Source organism: Faecalimonas hominis (genome assembly GCF_054660755.1).
In genome coordinates this window covers 1-18,333 of sequence record NZ_BAAHSH010000060.1, presented here as the reverse complement: position 1 = coordinate 18,333, position 18,333 = coordinate 1, and the positions used below count along the sequence as shown (strand labels likewise).

At 40.9% G+C, this 18,333-nt stretch carries 19 protein-coding genes, 2 tRNA genes, 1 pseudogene and 1 riboswitch; all 22 genes and pseudogenes read right to left on the bottom strand.

The annotated features are described in order from the left end of the window. Positions 1-201: 201 nt before the first annotated feature. Positions 202-291 (bottom strand) — tRNA-Ser (locus tag ACYQ35_RS10615). Positions 292-342: 51 nt separating this feature from the next. Continuing rightward, positions 343-428 (bottom strand) — tRNA-Ser (locus tag ACYQ35_RS10610). A gap of 156 nt (positions 429-584) precedes the next feature. Then, a complete protein-coding gene (locus ACYQ35_RS10605; RefSeq protein ID WP_009462519.1) occupies positions 585-1,067 on the bottom strand; it encodes a DNA-deoxyinosine glycosylase in 483 nt (160 codons plus the stop codon). Next, entirely contained in the window at positions 1,060-1,767 is a 708-nt protein-coding gene (gene ispD, locus ACYQ35_RS10600) for a 2-C-methyl-D-erythritol 4-phosphate cytidylyltransferase (protein WP_459833275.1), read from the bottom strand. The genes ACYQ35_RS10605 and ispD overlap by 8 nt, the downstream gene beginning before the upstream one ends. Position 1,768: 1 nt before the next feature. Next, positions 1,769-2,797, bottom strand: coding sequence for a tRNA (adenosine(37)-N6)-threonylcarbamoyltransferase complex transferase subunit TsaD (gene tsaD / locus ACYQ35_RS10595; RefSeq protein WP_459833270.1), 1,029 nt, complete (start codon positions 2,795-2,797; stop codon positions 1,769-1,771). Positions 2,798-2,807: 10 nt separating this feature from the next. Further along, on the bottom strand, positions 2,808-3,719 hold the full coding sequence (locus tag ACYQ35_RS10590; protein WP_459833264.1) for a ribonuclease Z: 912 nt from the start codon (positions 3,717-3,719) through the stop codon (positions 2,808-2,810). 10 nt (positions 3,720-3,729) lie between these two features. Beyond that, positions 3,730-3,960 (bottom strand): hypothetical protein, encoded by a 231-nt coding sequence (locus ACYQ35_RS10585; protein ID WP_009462523.1) that lies wholly within the window; start codon positions 3,958-3,960, stop codon positions 3,730-3,732. 111 nt (positions 3,961-4,071) lie between these two features. Continuing rightward, positions 4,072-4,518: a ribosomal protein S18-alanine N-acetyltransferase gene (gene rimI, locus ACYQ35_RS10580; protein WP_459833259.1), complete on the bottom strand. Its 447-nt coding sequence runs from the start codon at positions 4,516-4,518 to the stop codon at positions 4,072-4,074. Next, complete coding sequence (gene tsaB, locus ACYQ35_RS10575) at positions 4,515-5,237, bottom strand: tRNA (adenosine(37)-N6)-threonylcarbamoyltransferase complex dimerization subunit type 1 TsaB (protein ID WP_459833257.1); 723 nt, start codon at positions 5,235-5,237, stop codon at positions 4,515-4,517. Before tsaB ends, rimI begins: the two co-directional genes overlap by 4 nt. A 4-nt stretch (positions 5,238-5,241) precedes the next feature. Beyond that, positions 5,242-5,670: a tRNA (adenosine(37)-N6)-threonylcarbamoyltransferase complex ATPase subunit type 1 TsaE gene (gene tsaE / locus ACYQ35_RS10570; RefSeq protein ID WP_009462526.1), complete on the bottom strand. Its 429-nt coding sequence runs from the start codon at positions 5,668-5,670 to the stop codon at positions 5,242-5,244. Between the two features lie 13 nt (positions 5,671-5,683). Next, the gene (locus ACYQ35_RS10565) at positions 5,684-6,190 is read right to left on the bottom strand and encodes a YcxB family protein (RefSeq protein WP_459833252.1); all 507 of its coding nucleotides are present in this window, start codon (positions 6,188-6,190) and stop codon (positions 5,684-5,686) included. A gap of 88 nt (positions 6,191-6,278) precedes the next feature. Then, positions 6,279-6,614 (bottom strand): cyclic-di-AMP receptor, encoded by a 336-nt coding sequence (locus tag ACYQ35_RS10560; RefSeq protein ID WP_009462528.1) that lies wholly within the window; start codon positions 6,612-6,614, stop codon positions 6,279-6,281. A 62-nt stretch (positions 6,615-6,676) separates the two neighbouring features. Further along, the gene (locus tag ACYQ35_RS10555; RefSeq protein ID WP_459833249.1) at positions 6,677-7,279 is read right to left on the bottom strand and encodes an ECF transporter S component; all 603 of its coding nucleotides are present in this window, start codon (positions 7,277-7,279) and stop codon (positions 6,677-6,679) included. Positions 7,280-7,382: 103 nt separating this feature from the next. Then, positions 7,383-7,501, bottom strand: a riboswitch (FMN riboswitch). Positions 7,502-7,549: 48 nt separating this feature from the next. After that, positions 7,550-9,562, bottom strand: coding sequence for a hypothetical protein (locus tag ACYQ35_RS10550; RefSeq protein WP_459833246.1), 2,013 nt, complete (start codon positions 9,560-9,562; stop codon positions 7,550-7,552). A gap of 12 nt (positions 9,563-9,574) precedes the next feature. Next, positions 9,575-9,973 (bottom strand): DrrA family ABC transporter ATP-binding protein, encoded by a 399-nt coding sequence (locus ACYQ35_RS10545; protein ID WP_459833243.1) that lies wholly within the window; start codon positions 9,971-9,973, stop codon positions 9,575-9,577. 176 nt (positions 9,974-10,149) lie between these two features. Beyond that, complete coding sequence (locus ACYQ35_RS10540; RefSeq protein ID WP_117468180.1) at positions 10,150-10,533, bottom strand: DUF6262 family protein; 384 nt, start codon at positions 10,531-10,533, stop codon at positions 10,150-10,152. Beyond that, positions 10,502-12,022: a tyrosine-type recombinase/integrase gene (locus ACYQ35_RS10535; RefSeq protein WP_459833239.1), complete on the bottom strand. Its 1,521-nt coding sequence runs from the start codon at positions 12,020-12,022 to the stop codon at positions 10,502-10,504. The genes ACYQ35_RS10540 and ACYQ35_RS10535 overlap by 32 nt, the downstream gene beginning before the upstream one ends. Continuing rightward, positions 12,012-13,766 carry a tyrosine-type recombinase/integrase gene (locus tag ACYQ35_RS10530; RefSeq protein WP_459833237.1) on the bottom strand — a complete coding sequence of 585 codons (1,755 nt, stop codon included), beginning with the start codon at positions 13,764-13,766 and terminating at the stop codon, positions 12,012-12,014. The genes ACYQ35_RS10535 and ACYQ35_RS10530 overlap by 11 nt, the downstream gene beginning before the upstream one ends. 6 nt (positions 13,767-13,772) lie before the next feature. Beyond that, positions 13,773-14,903, bottom strand: coding sequence for a tyrosine-type recombinase/integrase (locus ACYQ35_RS10525; protein ID WP_459833234.1), 1,131 nt, complete (start codon positions 14,901-14,903; stop codon positions 13,773-13,775). 157 nt (positions 14,904-15,060) lie between these two features. Next, complete coding sequence (locus tag ACYQ35_RS10520; protein ID WP_117468176.1) at positions 15,061-17,028, bottom strand: ATP-dependent DNA helicase; 1,968 nt, start codon at positions 17,026-17,028, stop codon at positions 15,061-15,063. Between the two features lie 152 nt (positions 17,029-17,180). Continuing rightward, positions 17,181-17,996, bottom strand: a pseudogene (locus ACYQ35_RS10515) (MSCRAMM family protein); the annotation flags it as partial. 84 nt (positions 17,997-18,080) lie between these two features. Further along, positions 18,081-18,333 (bottom strand): DNA cytosine methyltransferase (locus ACYQ35_RS10510; RefSeq protein WP_459833227.1); only part of this gene is annotated, 253 nt, incomplete at its 5' end.

The following is an 18,333-nucleotide window of genomic DNA, read 5'->3' as shown; positions in this document are numbered from 1 at the left end:
GTTTAATTATCAATGTTCTCTTTTTGTCTGTCGTTCTCTGTCGAACGCTAGATTATATTATCATAATCTTTCTTACTTGTCAACAACTTTTTTATTTTTATTTTTTCAAACCGTTGTTTTCTCAAGTGCTTTGATATACTATCATATCTCACTCGCATCTGTCAACACTTTTTTGAAATTTCTTTTAAGAATTTCCAAAAGCGGAGAAAGAGGGATTCGAACCCTCGCGCCGCTATTAACGACCTACTCACTTTCCAGGCGAGCCCCTTCGGCCAACTTGGGTATTTCTCCCCGCTGTCCTTTTCAGTAAAAAAACTATCAAGTTATTGATAGTTTTTCCAACGCAGAGGGTGGGATTCGAACCCACGCGCCCTCTCGGACAAACGGTTTTCAAGACCGCCTCGTTATGACCACTTCGATACCTCTGCATAACTTATTTATTTGTGTGTGTCACTTGTTTACCTCAGCGACAAGATGTATTCTAGCACACTATATATTTAATTGTCAACACCTTTTTTCACTTTTTTTGTTTTTTATTTTCACGCCCGGTTAGCCCTGCGCAAAAGCATCAAAGACTTCTATGACTAACCGGTAATTATATGCCATTCTTTTACCAGGCGTTCCAGGGAATATGAGGCGTTTGCAGGGCTGGTAGACGGTAATTTTACATCTTCCATTCCGGTTTTCTTTTGACAATACTTTCGATAGAGCCGGCTTGCTGTTCCACCATTTGTATATATGTTCTCTATTTTTCCCATATTTAAAATTCTGTCTATATCATTGGGGACAACATTTTTGATACTGCTGTCACTTGAACCCTCTATCTCGCATGAAGCGATTACGTCCCATATTGCAATACGATTCTTCAAGAGTAATGTTTTCTTTTCTTCTATTGTACACGGTATTTCACACCCGGTGACTGCGGCTATTACTTTCCAAAACCGGTTTTGCGGGTGATGATAAAAGAAGTTTCCCTCCCTTGATTTTACGGACGGAAAACTTCCTAATATCAGTATTCTGGAATTTTCATCAAATACAGGTTCGATATGGTGCACTTCTTTAGTCATGGTGTTTCCTCATTAAAAATATTTTTGCTATATCAAGGTCTTCCGGTGTCGTTATCTTTATATTTTCGTAACTTCCCTCCACCAGTTTCACTTTTTTCCCTAACATTTTTTCCACAACCATGGCGTCATCTGTTGCCTGGGTGTAACCGGATTTCATCATTTTTTCGTACGCGTCTTTTACCATGTCAATTTGAAATACTTGTGGAGTCTGCACCTGCCAGACGAAACTGCGATTCGGTGTCTCACGGATAAATGTTTCTTTATCTGCAATTTTTACCGTGTCTTTTACAGGCATACCCACTACACACGCTCCAAATCGGCACACAGCATCATATGCCCTTTGCATAATTTCTTCTGACACAAAAGGTCTCGCTCCGTCATGAATAAAAACATAACCCTGATGTGTAATTTCTCTCAACCCATTAAAAACAGAGTGGTAGCGTTCTTCACCGCCCACCACAATTTTTTGTACTTTTGTAAAATGGTATTTTTCCACAAGTTCTTTTTGACAGTATTCTTCCTGATCTTTTCCTACCACAAGTACAATGTCATCTATAACAGATGACTGTTGAAATGTTTCCAGTGTATGACAGATAATTTCTTTTCCGTCCAGTTGAATATACTGTTTTTGTACAGATGTCCCCATGCGTCTCCCCTGCCCTGCCGACAGTACAACCGCGGTACATGGTTTTTTACTCATTTTATCGCTCTCCTAATTTTAAATTCGGCACTGCATTTAAGTCCCAGCCGTGACGTGTCCCTTTTAAATATTCATAATACGCCGCCACACCTATCATCGCCGCATTGTCCGTACAGAAAATAGGAGAAGGATAGTAAAATTCTATTTTCTTCTTCTCGCAGGCGTCCTTCATTGCCTGACGAAGTGTGCTGTTTGACGCCACTCCTCCGGCTATGGCAAGTTTTTTCATATCATATTCATCAACCGCACGCATGGCATTTTCCACCAATACTTCCGTTACTGCTTTTTGGAAAGATGCGGCAACATCTGCCTGATTGAATGTTTCCCCTTTCATCTGACAGCCGTTAATATAATTCAGCACTGCTGATTTCACACCGCTGAAACTGAAATCATATGGCGCGTCATTGATATGTGCCTTTGGAAACGTTATTGCGTCCGGATTTCCCTCTTTTGACAGTTTGTCAATCTTTGGTCCGCCCGGATACCCCAAACCAATCGCACGGGCAACTTTGTCAAACGCTTCTCCTGCTGCGTCATCTCTCGTTCGCCCGATGATTTCGTATTCACCGTAATCTTTTACGCACACTAAATGCGTATGACCGCCCGAGACAACAAGACAGATAAATGGCGGTTCCAACTCTTTATTTTCAATAAAATTAGCGGAAATATGTCCTTCTATATGATGTACTCCAATCAACGGTTTTCTTTTTGCATAGGCAATGGCTTTCGCCTCCGCAACACCGACTAAAAGCGCCCCGACAAGCCCCGGCCCGTATGTGACGCCAATTGCATCTACATTATCTAACGTGACATTTGCTTCCTCAAGCGCTTCTTCGATAACCTGGTTGATTTTCTCAATGTGCTTTCTCGATGCAATTTCAGGAACTACTCCCCCGTACAATTTGTGCAGTTCTATCTGTGATGAAATAACGTTAGACAACACTTCTCTTCCGTTTTTTACAACTGCTGCCGCTGTTTCATCACAAGAACTCTCTATCGCTAATATTAAAACATCTTTTGTTTCGCTCATAACTTCTCCTCTATTCTTCTGCAAATTCCAGCGTCACAGACATACAGTCTTTTCCTGCCCTGGCATTTGGGAAAATCTTTCTTACATCGTCCATAAATTCCTCCGGCTTTGTCAATGACGGACTATAATGGGTAAGCCACATTTCCTTCACGTCAGCCTCTTTTGCAAGTTTTCCCGCTTCCGTAAATGTCATATGTTTGTACTCCACCGCTTTTTCCGCCTTTTCTTTTTCCCCGTACATTCCCTCGCAGATAAATAAATCCGATTTGGCCGCATGGGTTTTGATTGACTCCGTCGGTCTTGTGTCTGTTGTATAAGTTAATTTGATTCCTTTTCTCTGTGCTCCTAACACCATATCAGGCGTGTAAATCTTTCCGTCTTCCCGAACCGTCTCGCCCCGCTGCAAAAATTTCCAATATTGTTTTGGAATTTCCTGTTCCATGGCACGTTTTACGTCAAATTTGCCGGCGCGGTCTATTTCAAGCGTATAACCGTAACAAAGTACATTGTGATTTACGCGAAATGCGGTCAGCCGATAACCGTTTAACTCAAAAGTCTGCTCCGCACCTTCAATCTCCACATAGTTAATTGGAAACGGCAGTTCCGGAGCGATAACACGAAGTGCCGTCACCACTCTTTCCAAACCTTTCGGACCAATTAAGGTAAGAGGTTCCCTTCTGTCTGCATTTCCCATAGTCAATAAAAGTCCCGGAAGTCCGCTTATATGGTCACCGTGATAATGAGTAAAACAGATGACATCTATCGGCTTAAAACTCCAGCCTTTTTCTTTAATTGCTATCTGCGTCCCTTCACCGCAGTCGATCAACAGACTGCTGCCGTTAAATCTCGTCATAAGTGAAGTCAGCCAGCGATAAGGAAGCGGCATCATTCCTCCACTTCCCAATAAACATACATCTAACATTCTCGTCTCCTTACCGTCGTTCTACGGGAATAAGAAATGTTGCGGTAAATTCATCATAGCATTGCTCACACAAATCAAATTCGTGAACCTCATTGTCCTTCTCAGACGGGTATCCCCATCTTTTTTCCACCTGAAGCATGTCTTCTGATAACCTTCCGTTTTCCACAACAATTTCTTTTCCACATTTATTACAAATCACTTTTTTTGCTTCTAAAATTTCTTTTGTTTTATATTGTTTCATACAATTCCTCCTACGAATGCCTGCCGTATTTTTTTCGGGTACTCATTCATTATAGCCCGTTGTATGTCCCAATCCCAGTGGGAAGTGTTCCCATATCTGCAAATTTTTTTCTTATTGCAGACAAATCATTTTACTCATTAGAACCGCATTTTCCCGCGGATTGTTATAAAAATTCTTCCGTATACCGTCCTCGGCAAACTGCTGTTTTGCGTAAAATTTTCTAGCCGCGGCATTGCTCTCACGAACTTCAAGAAGCATTCTCTCCACATTTAGCCTGCGACATTTTTCTTCTGTTTTCGCAAGAAGTTTACTCCCCACCCCTTCGTGTCTTTTCGTTTCTCTGACCGCAATTCTGGCAATCTCAGCCTCGTCAAGCACACAATATACAATACAGTATCCAATCACTTCGTCCTCTTCCTTTGCCACAACAATGAAGGAATGAGTCTCTCTCCATGTCTCTTCAATCCCTGACTGCGTCCATGAGTCTTTAAATATTTCCCGCTCCAGTTTTGCTATCTGCCCACTGTCTTTTTCTTCCATTTCCTGCAAAACTATCATGCGTTCTTTGATTCCTTTGCTTTTTCTCTCTCGTTCCGCTCTCTCTCCGCCTGAGAAACTCTGAGATAATCCGGCTGATGTTCCCTTGCCGTCTCCGTTTTTCCCTGCTTGAAATATTCAATTCCCAAAAGCCCTACAGAAGACGCTCTCTGGCGATTCATGTTTGCAGGGGCAAATGCAAACGGTATCGTAAGTCCTTCTTTTAACTGTTCCGCATACACAGGTACACCGTCACCTAAGAAAATGACTTTCTCACCCTTTTCATTTAACTTCTGTATCAATTCTTCGACAGCGATCGCCGTCTGCTCTTCCAAAACTTCTAATTTCCCCTCTGAAAAACGGTATACTCCCGTGTATACCTGATTTCTTCTTGCGTCCATTATCGGGCAGATCACTGATGAACTGCCATGCAAATTGTACGCCATTCCTTCTAAAGTCGGAATATGTATCAGCGGTTTGTCAAGAGCCAGCCCCAGTCCCTTCGCTGTCGCCGAGCCAATTCTAAGCCCGGTGAAGGATCCCGGTCCTCCCGCTATTGCTATGGCATCAATTGTCTGCAAATCCATATCTGTCATTTTCACAATCTCATCTAACATTGGAAGCAATGTCTGTGAATGTGTCTTCTTATAATTGACAGTGTATTCCGCAACTGTCTGCTCCTCCTCTACAATGGCAACCGTTGCCACAAGCCCCGAACTGTCCAACGCCAATATACGCATATCACTACTCCCTTTCTGCAATCGTTATTTTTCGATAGTCAAATCCTTTTTCCAAATCTTTTTCAATCGTAATCTCCCGTCTCTTCTCCGGAAGAATTTCTTCAATTAAATTGGACCATTCTATGAGACATACTCCCTGTCCGTAAATATAGTCTTCATAACCGATCTCGTCCATTTCTTCCACATCACCTATGCGGTATACGTCAAAATGATAAAACGGAAGCCGTCCTTCCTCATATACCTGTACAATCGTAAATGTAGGGCTGCTAATCGGCTCCTCAATCTCCAATCCCTTTGCCAGCCCCTGCGTAAATACGGTTTTGCCCACTCCTAAATCTCCGACAAGAGTATATACATCTCCCGCTTTCGCTTCCCTTCCAATCTGTACACCTAATTCAAATGTTTCTTTCGCATTATTTGTCTCTATTATCATCGTTCTTCCTTTTCTATCTTGTATGTCTGATTTTCACTCTTTTTGCCGGTACATTTTTAGAAATCATTTCCACCACTTTCATATAATCGTCGCCCATTGCCTCTCTCGGCAAAATAATTGCTCTCACGCGCGTGATATAAAGAATAAGCGATTTGCTTGTGGAAACCACTTTTGCAAAATCTTTCCATTCATTCAACGCACTTTCTTCATGTTGTGAAACCGTAATTCCTTCTTCTGAAATTTCATATTCCAAGGGTTCCTGAAACATCGGTGTATTTTTTACCTGATTTTTCGCCGTTGCCTTCAATGTCATCGGCGTTGACATCAACACAAATATGGAGATGGCAAAGAAAAGAACTGCCGTCTGTATGTCTCCCGCCATTCCTTTCGTTATGGCAACACCCAACAACAAAACACCTAAAATACTACCTATAAGTCCTGTCATACTCGTATAATTGTGGTACAGCAAAAAGTCGTACATTACCCCGTCTGTCATGTTTACTTTAAATTTTATCGTCATCTTTCTTCCCTACCGTTTCTTTTCACTTTAAAAATAGATGTGCCATAAAATTATAGCACACCTATACATTCGTTACAACTTTGCCCTCTTAAATTTTCCAAAACTCTGCCACATCGACAACGAAAACAATCGCACCTCCTGCCTCGACTTTAATCGGAGTGTATGCATAATTCGGTATCTGCATACCTTCGCTCAGATATGGAGTTACAATCTCAACTTCTTCTCTCTTCGCGCATGTTTCTTTCAATACGTCCATTACTTCTCCGACTTTTTCGTCCTCTGTTCCTATCATCAGCGTACAGTTGTCTTTCCGCAAAAATCCTCCCGAACTCGATAATTTTGTCACTCCGAATTGTTTCTTATTCAACTCTTTCGCTGCACCTTTGGCGTCCTCAGCATGTACAACCGCAAATATCAGTTTCATTTCCATCACTCCTTATGTTTTCTGACTTTTCATATCTGTTATTATAACACATTTTTTTCCATTTATCTCTTCATTTTAAAGATAGGACTAATTTTTTTGTAAATCAGCAGAACAACAAGAGATACAAGCACTCCCTTTAATAGATTAAACGGTGCAACGGCAAAAATAACAAAGGTTGCCAGTCCCGTTATGGAGTCATTTACTTCCGTTCCCATCTGAATCAGACTGTCAATCGGAAGTTCAAATGCCTTTGCATAGACAGGCAAAAGTACATATGCATTTAAAAAGCAGCCCAGTATTGTCATACACCCTGTACCCGCTATCATTCCGATAAAAGCGCCTTTCTTTGTCTTCATCTGATGATAAATGATACCCGCCGGAACACTTAGACCACAGCCAATCAAAAAGTTAGCCACATCGCCTACACCTGCGGTTGTTGTTCCGCTGATAAGCATATTTAGCAGCACTTTGACGAACTCTATCGTCACACTCGCCAAAGGACCGAGAGCAAAACTCCCCACTAAAACGGGAATCTCACTGAAATCAATCTGATAAAACGCCGGGGCAAATGGGAGCGGTATCTCAAACTGCATTAAAATAACAGCGACCGCTGACAACATACCAATACTTACCAATTTTCTTGCATTTACTTTTTTTGTACTCACTTTTTTCTTTCCTTTCTTCTCTAAAAGGAATTCTTCTCCAGTTTTGCATAAAAAACTCCCAAAAGTTTATACACTCAGGGAGTTTTCTGCTTACACACAAAACGATTTTCTTCTCTCTTCCAGACTTTACTGTCGGTTTTGGAATTACACCAAATCAACCATTCTCATGGCTCGTGGACTGTTACCGCCGGTAATGAATTTCACATATCCCTGAAGAATCCTTTATTTTTTTCTTATTATATCTCTTTTCTCTGCCTTTTCGCAAGTATTTTATATGATAATAAATCGCATACACAGATAGAACAAACCTGCAATGCCTCCCGAAACTAGGAGAACAGTCGCAGTATTTTTCACTTTTTTGGAAACGCCGGCAATTACAATCAGTCCTCCTATTCCCGCAAGACACTCAAAACCCCAACGTAAAAACAGATAAACCGCAATCGGCATATTTCCAAATCCCTCGAATGCGGAAATATATTTGATTTGTTCTGAAAGTCCTGACAACTGCTGCCCTTTTACTCCGTGTACGATAAACATTCCTTCTATAAAAGCAGATAACAGAAGGACGGACACAATTAAAATCACCCATTTTCGTCTTTGAATTTTCTTTCTCCCCTCCGGTATAGTGTTCCACACCGTATCCATTCCCGCAATCTGCTCCATGACAAATGTCTGAAAGAATGCTAGCATAATGATGAGAAGCAGCAATCCGATTCTCCCTATAAAGGTAGTTTTATCAAACAGATAATTGAAACCGATTTCATTTAAGAAAACGCCTTTTTCACCGATTCTCTCCGCCTGCACTTTTACCTGGTCAAATGCAGGTTTACATTGTAACATTCTCTCCTTGTCAAAGGACTCCTCACTTTCCTCCAGTTTTTTAATTCTTTCATCTTCTTTTTGAATAAACTCCGTTTTCTCTGCGGTCATCTCCCCTTCCAGTTCTTTCAGATAATGTTTATAGTACAACTCGTCCTGAGAAAAGTATATTTTTTCCCCGGACACCGTCATAAAGTATCCAATCGTAAAGAGCAGAAGCACTACGCCCGCACCGTTAATCCACATTACTTTGCGGAACTCATAAAAGAATATTCCATGCCCCTTTGTCTGTCTTCCTTCACGTTTTTTCTTTTCCTTCTTTTGAGCGTACTCCCCCCGGCTCACTTTTTCATAGCACAGAATACTCTGTACAATGCAAATGATAAATAAAATTCCTCCCGCAATCGAGCAGACAATTACCGATGATACCGGATAACCAAACAGATTGACCGTCTCATATGTCTGGAAGAAATTTTCCGTTCGGATAAACGAAAACAGGTTACACCATTTCAAAATACCAAGCCATGAATTTGACGGGATGTTTGAATAAAACGCCCATTCCACACCGACAAGAAGCACTAAGGCAACACTTGTCCGAAGAATATTTTTCCCTTTCAGACAAATCCATGTAATTACCCCCACAAAAACGCAGGCGACAAAAAGTTTTCCACATAAAAACAGGAGAAAGTACTGTCCTAAATTAATTTTCCACGCACTTCCGATAAATCCGTTTACCGACTGAACCGGTCTTCCCAAATTTCCAAAGCCGTACAGATTTCCCATAATAATAAAATTTTGCACATAGAGAAGCAACATTCCCACGAGACTTCCCGCCAAAATAATGGAAATTTTTCTCACACCCAATTCTCTGCCACCGTTTTTTGTACATCGAACAAAGGCAAGCGTCCCCTCTTCCCTCTCCATACTGATAAAAAAGTAGGTGAGCAGCACCGCCAAAACTACAAACAGAACATCGGTCATCTCAGACTGCGTTGCCAACAGAACCCCCTGTGAATCTGCCACCTCCAAAGTCATTCCCTCAAATTTATCATATTTTTTTGGAATTTGGCTCGCATTTCTTTTGGAAAATGAATCCGTATCGGAAAACAGAGCCGACCGGCTTATACGCTTTGCCTGTATTTTAATATTTTCCAAATAGCCGTCATAATTTTCTACCTCTTCCACAGATTCCAAAACGTATATCAGCGCACTTCTTCGGGCATAGTTCCCCATATCCTCCGCATTTTCTTCTTTCTCAATTTCCTTTTGAAGCCATTCCTGCTTATTTTCTATTGAGTCCATCTCTTCGTAAATTCGGTGTATATTGTCCGGAGAACTCCTTTTTTCCTCGTCATACTGCGTTCCCTGTCGGAATACGAGAAAACCGTTGAGCAAAAAGCAACCTATAATCATACTTAAAATTGCTTTATTTCCCAACAGTTTTTTCCATTCATATTTCCACATACGACACACCCCCTATTCGCGAAAATAGTAGAGATACACGTCTTCGAGAGACGGACGTACAATTGTAACATTCTTTTCCTGTGGCAATGTATCGGAAACAATTCTTACATATATCCACTCTCTTTCTTTTACAATATTCCCCACCAGATAAGTTTGCTGTATCCGTTTCAATTCTGAAACCGGAACTTTTATTTCATATACTTTTCCTTCCAAATTCGCTGTCAGAGTTTCTCTCTCTGCTTTCTTTATCACCTGCCCGTCCTTTAACAGAACAATTTCCTTAGAAATAAATTCTACATCGGTCACGACATGAGTGGCAATCAGTACGATTTTCTGAAAAGCAATTTCTGAAATCAGATTGCGCACGGCAATTCTCTGCTTTGGATCAAGCCCCGCTGTCGGCTCATCCATAAAATTGGGTAGCCCTCCTTTATCCCTTGTAAACACTGGCTCTAACGGGAAACACTTCAGTGTATTGTGTTCATTTTTGTGAGAAGTCTGTTCCTTTCTCATGGATTAGTGTTTTATTCTAACCACAACAACCGGGAGTGTTTTCCCGGCTGTTGCAGATTATTTTCTTATTTTAATTACAGATTTTTTAGTAGATTCAAATCTTTTTTATTCAACGCTTTTTGCAATCTAATGTTCTCTTTTTCCAATTGTTCTTTTTCTCGTTTTAATTCTCGGACCTGTTGCTCCAGTAGTTCGATTCGGTTTTTCATCACAATGTCCCCGATGTATCTTTTGGGATCAATCATTCCGGCCTGCTGTTCTAATACCCGGTCCATTTCTTTTCTGACGGTTTCGTTCTTGTAAAAGAATCCTCTGGATAACCCTGTCCGCTTTACTAACTTTGGTACAGTTACCTTTTCTCTGTCCGTGAGCATTTGTCGGATTTCTGTCACTGCGCGGTTTACTTTTTCCTCACTTGTTTTCCGGTTACAAGCTATCATCATATCGTATTTGTTCATACTCTTCCTCCCATCCGTCCAGACATTCCAGAACCATCTGCGATAACCTGTTTCTTGCTTTTCTTGTGTCATTTGCCAGTATCTGGTTACTCATTTTTCTATAATATTTTACGTTCTTCAGACTTTTGTGTCCAAGCAACCTTGCAATCGTCCAGTCATCCAGATGCATTTCTACAAGCTTTACTCCGTAGACATGCCGGTACATGTGCGTGCCGAATGTAAAATAATTTCCATTATCATCCCTTAGATTTTCCCGATGAATTGCTGCTGTAATTCTTCCCTGGATCAGTGAGTAGGTCATCGGTTTTGTATGGTCATTTTCATTTGTAAAAATGTATTTACATTTTCCATATCTTTCTTCCGTATAATGGATGGCTTCTCTGATCAAAGCAGCCAGTTCCTGACTGATTGGTTTTTCATAAAAATGTGTTTTCATCTGGTAAATTCTTATCAGTACTTCACCGTTTTGTTCCATCAGACAGTCCGTTTGCAATGTCAGCGTATCTGATATTCTTGTTCCCAGCATCTGATGGATCGTCATGACTCTGGCGGTCTGTATATCTACTTTTACCAGGAACTCATTAAACCTCTTTAATTCTGCATCTGAGTAGACCTTAAATTCTGCTTTGATATTTGGCGGAATATCCCTGTTCAATATCAGATCTTTTGCCTGTGGATATTGGTAGATATCTGCTACCATATTGAGGATTGATCGAAGCCTTGTTATCTCTGATCGATACCTTTTTGTTCCTGTATCCTCTGTTTTCATATATACCAGATATTCTTCGATAATCGTTCTGTCAAAATCCGCGCAGGATTTTACATTTTTCTTATGCTCATTCAGATATCTGGAAAATCTTCGGATGGCTGTCAGTTCCTTTTTTACAGTCTCCAGGCTTTCTATTCTCAGTTGAAAATATACTGCTTTTTTAATTTCTTCCTTCAACTCTGGCTGACTGATTCCTGTAAAAGATATCGTTTTTCTTGGACGTATCAAATCCTGCTTCACCTGTATGTCAAGTTTTTCAATTTTCCAGACATCTTTTGTTATTTCGTTTACATCCGCATCTCTTAAGTCGGTTAAATAATCAATCAGGCATTCTATATACCCCAGTGTTCTGGCACGTTGCGTTCCTCTTCCACCACACTTATTTTTAAATGGTGCTGTCAGGGACAATCCTTGCTGCAGGAGCCAGATTTTCATCTGCTGCATCCATTTTTCTTTATCCCAGTCCAGAAAACTCTCCGGCCGGTTGTTTTTTTCTTTCAACATCCTGCATAAATGATGGTAAAATCTTCGTTCTGTATAAAATTTTTCTGCTACGAGGTTTTTACCTCTGTATTGCAGGAACTCCCACATTTCTTCCTGCATCTGCTTTGTCGGCAGAAGTTCCAGATCATAATTGGGGTTTGTTCCCATACGTTCTTTGCTGAGATCACTTGCTTTCTGATAAGAATCCAGTTCCTTGATATAAAATCTATTTTCCACGCTTGCACCTCTTTATTCCGGAAGCAAGACTGCTTCCTTCTTTTGCGAAAAGTTCCTGATTTGCTTTGGAAATTCTCTTCGGCATATAGTCCACATATTGCTGTGTCATTTCTTCATAATCATGTCCCAGATAATCTCTGACACTTTGAAGTGGCACTCCATCTTCATAAAACATGGTTGCTATCGTATGCCTGAAATCATGGGATTTGAAATTATATTCCTGAAACAGCTCATGATTTTCATTAAATATTTTCTTCATACTCCATCGAAAACTGGAGTAATGATATGCTTTTCCCTTTTGATTCTGGAAAATATAATCCTCAGCACCAATCCCGTATTTTTTTATATATACTTTCATGATTTTATATAGAATTTCCGGGATGGGGATTCGCTTATATGTCCGCATTTTTATTTGATATACCTGTATCCAGGCGTCTCTCCCCTGCCAGTAATAAGCATTCCCTTTCAGGCAGCATACTTCACTGATTCTCAGTCCTAACAGCATAGAGTGCAGTAAAATCAATCTCGGCTTTTCCGGAAAATCTTTTAAATGTTTTAAAATACTTTCATAGGTTTCCTGTTCTACACTCCGGTCATTATGATGCAGGATTTCCTTTTTCAGATAATACTGGTAATTAAAAGGAACTTCTTTTATGATATTTTTCGTCTGCAGATATTCATAAAACTGATAGATTGCTATGATAATATCATTGAAATAGCTTGCTTCCTTGTAGTCAATTATTTGAAAATATTCTTTTATTTCATTTTCTGACACCTGTTTCAAGCTGATTTCGGTTGTGTCTTCCAGCCAGATAACAAAACTTTGAAGTTTATAAAACTCCTTTTGTATTACATGCAATGCCAGATGGGTAATACCCAGACAGTATTTCATATACTCTTGAACCAGTTCCCGGTCATCCTTCTTTTCTATATTCATAAAAGAAATCGTTTTTACAGGACTAGACGGATTCACCCGGTATTCTTCCAGATACAGTCTTTCCATAAACCAGACCGTGGAATCCCATGCAATATTTTTTGCATGGCAGAAAATATATTCCTGACATGCTCTAAGCTCCTGTTTTGCGCATTTCTTTTTATAGTCCGTGTCCCCATAGTTTTCAATTTTGTCGAACTGCTTCTGTGTAAGATATCTGAGATCTTCAATCTGTTCCTGCATGCAAAATTCATATACACTTTTCAATCCGTTTAGATGTCTTGTGCATTCTTTCATTGTTATTTTCTGTTGCATGATATCTTCCAGAACCGTTAAAATCTGCTGTTTGCATATATCTGAACCTTTTGCCCTGAAATCCCAGACCAGCTTACTAATATCTGTCGTATATTCATATCGTTTTGCAATCGCCGGATTGGGATGATACCGCAGGAACAGAATGTCATGGAGCAGCTCCGGATGATTCCGGGCATTCCACTTTCCTTTTAAGGTCTGCGCATTTTCTATGATCAGCCGCAACTTTACACGATCTATTCCGAGCAGATAATTACGCACCGTCGAATCTACATAATATTCTCTCAGATATTTTTGATATCCGGCTCTCACCTGATAATTGATCTCTGACAAGTGCCAGATCTCATTCTGAATCAAATATGTTTCCAGACTGCCTTTTCCACATTTTTGTTCATAATATTCATCTAATTCCCGTTCCAGTCCTTCAATCAGTTGTTCCCGCTCTGCATTGGATAGGTTCTGCTCTTCCGGCACAAAGGCATACAATCTTGCCGGCATTTATTTTCACCTCCTGCTTTCCAAAAATTGATTGACATTATAAAGATTGGAATATCGGCGGTAAAATTCCTGACTCGCTTCTCTGAGCTTATCATCTAAAACATTCAGATATCGTATGGTTGTGTCCAGATGCTTATGTCCTAATGCCTGACTGATCATCTCCAACGGCCAGTCTGCTTCCCATCTGGTATTTGCGTAATATCTCCGAAGCATGTGTGGGGTGATCTTGATTCCGGTCTTTTTCTCCATCCTCCCAAACATATCGTAAACACTGTCGACCTTCATCGGTTTTCCTGCTGTATCCCCTTTGATATTGATAAACAGATATTCCTGTTTTTGCAGGATATCCCAGTATTCTCCGATATAATAAAGCAGAAATTCAAAAGTATCATCGCTGACACGCCCTCGTCTTTCTTCTGCATTCTTCGCTCTTGCATTGTTCTCATTATCCTCTCGGAAATTCACCCGGATTTCATGCGTTTCATAATCGATGTCTTTCGTATAATCAATTCCTAAAATTTCACCGATACGGAATCCAAGTTCGGATGTCAGTAAAATCAGCACCTGATCCCGGCAGTTCGTGCAAGCTTCCAGAATCGTAATAATTTCATTCTTTTCAGCTGCCCTTACATCACGTTCCTCTTCTTTCAGATAGCCTTTAAAGGATCTGGAACGCAAAGTTCTTCTGACTCCGATAGCATTTGCTTTTGTTATAGGCTGATTATAAGAAAGAACAGATAAATAAGAACCATTATTTTGGACTGCTTCTAAAAAACAATAAAACCTGAACACTTCCTTTAAATAAGCGTTACAGGTTTTATTCTGTGGGCCTTTTTCTAAATTGTCGGTATGCTTTCCGGCTTTCAGCCATTTCAGATATTCTGCGAAATAATCATATTGTGTCTCGTAATCCATCTCATAGATATCTTCTGCTTTCTTTTCGTTTTCCAGCAGATATTCCCAATAATAGGCAAGAGCGAATGCATTTCTCCGTATTGTATTCGGAGAACGATTCGCCCTGACCTGATGCATCAGATATTTACTTGGCAGCAACACGATTTCTAACGATTCCATATCCCGGATGAAGAAATATCTTATTGATCCTTCTTTCTGCGTTTCCACTTTGTATCGTTTCATGTTACTCACCGCCTTTCCTCTAACGCTATACACAGTATACCCACTTCATGTTCAAATAGCTATTCAGCAATACCACCAATTCCACCGAAAACACCCCAGAAATACCACCAAACATTTCGTCGTAAACTCGCTGTTATTGTAGCAAAACCACGGGTATTTACAGGTAATATTCCACACTCTTCCGGTTTCTGATAAAATGCTGGACATCCTTGATGTCTTTTGCCATCTTGCACTTCGGAAGTGCGCACATCACTTCCTCATGATATCTTCCTTCTTCTCCTGCTCGCTCATCTAAGATGGACACGACACAGGTGTCTGTCTCTGTGCGGAGCGCACGTCCGAATCCCTGTCTTAGTTTTTTCTGCATGTCTGGAACAATCACTGCCTGAATGTATTCTTTCAGATTAGCATATTCCTTCTTCTGTGCTTCGCTGATGGGATCTGGAACAGCGAAGGGCAGTCTCACAATGATTAACGAGGATACCATATCTCCGGGGAAATCTACTCCTTCCCAGCAGGAGCCGGCTGCAAAAAGGACAGCATTGTCCATTTGTTTAAACCTTGTGATCTCTTCCGGTGAATGTCTCCACACCTCTATCATCGGGAACGGAATCTCATCCCTTAACATCTGGTAAACGTTTCCCATCAAATGATAAGACGTGAACAGCACCAGCGTATGCCCGTAAGTCGAACAGATCAATGAATGGATATGGCCTGCTATCATCTCTGCCTCTTCCTGACTTCCTCTTCTGCATTTTTTCAAATTCTTGGGCAGATATAACAGACAGTTCTTCTGATATTCAAACGGGGAGTCTGCCACATATTCACGGACTCTCCGCACTCTCTGTAATCCTGTCATTTTCCGAATGTGGGAAAATCCCTGTCCGGTTTTTAAAGTTCCGCTTGTCAGGATTGCTCCCATTCCTCTGCTCCATAACATCTGGTCCAGATACTGTGGAATCCGTCTGCTGGATGCACACAATATAATCCGGTGGTCATGGTCCTGCTTCAGATGCAGCACATACTTCTTATCCTGATGGAAAAAGCATTCCAGCACACTTTTGGTTTCTTCCAGCTTGTTTCTGATCCACTTTGGAATCTTCTTTTCTAATTTTTCTATGATCTTATTCATGGTCTGTATCCCCTCATATAAATACATGGCACACTCTTCTGTCATGTGGAATTCTTCTTTTATCCCATATCTGGTTCTGTGGCTTTCTCCTATCACATCCAGCACCATCCGGATCGTCCCGGACAGTTTTCTTATCTCCGGGCCTTGGTACTCTTTCCCAAGATAAAAGCAGATTTCTCGGATATCGTCATAACAGAGGCTCTTCCCGAACATCTGCTTTGCCGCATCCGGCAGCTTATGTGCTTCATCGACAATCAATGCTCGGTAGTCTTTTAATAACGGGCGGTAATCCTGCAGCCTGTGATAACCATCAGCCAGCAGATAATTGTGATTACAGATCTGAATGAACATTTCATGATCTCTGGAACGCTCCAGATACTGCTGATACCGGCAGGAACCTTTTTTCAGGCATTCCTTTGAACAGAACTTGGGTACGCTTACCATCCTTCTGTCAAACCCACTTAAGTTGGACACTTCATCCATATCGTAGTGTTCTCTCAGAGACAGCAGCGCTTCTTTCTGCAATGCATTTTTATTTTTCTCTTTGATTGCAACGATTCGTTGCGCTAATCTCTCATCGCAGACAAAATGCTCTTTCCCTTTTCGTATCACAGCTTTAATAGGGGCCTGAATCGTCCCGTTCTCCTGAAGAATCCGGGAGAGAAAAGGGATATATTCTGTAAGAATTGCTTTCTGGAGTGCAATGCTGGAAGTGGATATCACGACCGGACGCTGCTCATAAGGGGAACATCCTTCTGCAAGGAGGGAATATTTTCTCATCAGAACACAGGCCACCAGATAGGCATACGTCTTGCCGATACCGACACCCGCGTCACACAGTGCTATGTTTCTTCCCAGCAGGTTATCCAGCATTTCGTGGCATAACATAATCTGTTCTTCCCTTACTGCCATTCCATGTTCCGGGAACAGCACTCGGAAAATAGTATCAATTTCTCGATGCGCTCTATTGAGATATTCTCTTGTGTAATACATAATTTGTTACCTGATATGCTTGCTGATATCACATCAATACGGCTGTAAAGGATTTCTCCCTACAGCCGTATGTATCTGATATCAACGACACATTCTTCCTTGATTTCTTATACTTTTGTTTTTTGGCGTTGTATTTGTCCTCGACTCCCCCATTGCCTTAAGGTATAACTTCCTTCCGGTAGTCCGTAAATGACATGTTCTTCCTTCGTACTAATCCACTCTTCCACAACAGTTCCGTCTTTATCAATGACCTGCAATTTTGCTCCTTCCAGCTCATTTCCGGTTGTTGCATCTGTTTTGGTAATACGTGTTTCTGTCGGCTGATTCTCAACTTCTTTGTTCAGTTCAATCTTTGCCAGATTCTGATTTTCATAGGTTGCGTCTACATTCCATGCTTCCTCATTTGGAAGATATCCGGCTTTTCTGACTTCCTCTTTGACATAATATTTTCCATGTGGAAGGTCACTGTCAAAGGTCAGATTTCCGTTATTGTCGGTTGCTTTCTTTTCCAGCAGGGTATCCTTCTCTACAAGAACTTCTCCCTGATTAGAAACGATATCTTCCCCGGCATACAGTCCGAAGATGACTCCTTCCAGTCTTTCTCCTGTAACAGAATCCTTCTTTTCTACCGATACGGAAACTTTCTGTCTTTCATTTTTATAGGTAACACCTTCATAAACAACTGCCTGTGTATCATCCTCTGCTGTCAGGGTAAATTCTTTCTGTTCTGTATTCAAGACAAAATTCTCTCCTGCTACAACTTCTTTCAGATAATAAGTTCCCAGTGGCAGATTGTTGATAACTGCCATTCCCTTTTCATCTGTAGTCAGTTTGGCTACCAGATCATCTTTCTCATATCGGACAACTGGATTTCCTGCTTCGTCCTTTGCTCCGTCCGGTGAATAGATGGTATCTTTGGCATATACTTCGAATTCAGCACCTTCTACTCCGGTTTCTTCATATTTAAAGCCTTTATAAATACCTGTTTCTTCTTTACCAGATACAGCATACATTAACTGGTACAACTATGTGAGACCTCATTCAACGAATAACTATATGACACCAATGGAGTTTCGATATAGAGCATGATTTCCGAACAAAGTGTTACCAAAAAGCTTGACCAGTACATCCCCTTCTGTGTCAAACAGCAATCGGTAGTTCTTATCCGCATAAGTATCCACCTCACAGTGTCCGACACAGGTAAATCCCCCTGCACGTCTTAAGCCTTCTCGGAATCCGCCGATTCCGCTAAAGAGATCAAAAAATTGAATGGTTGCGGTTATCAACCTCCTTTGCTGATAAAAA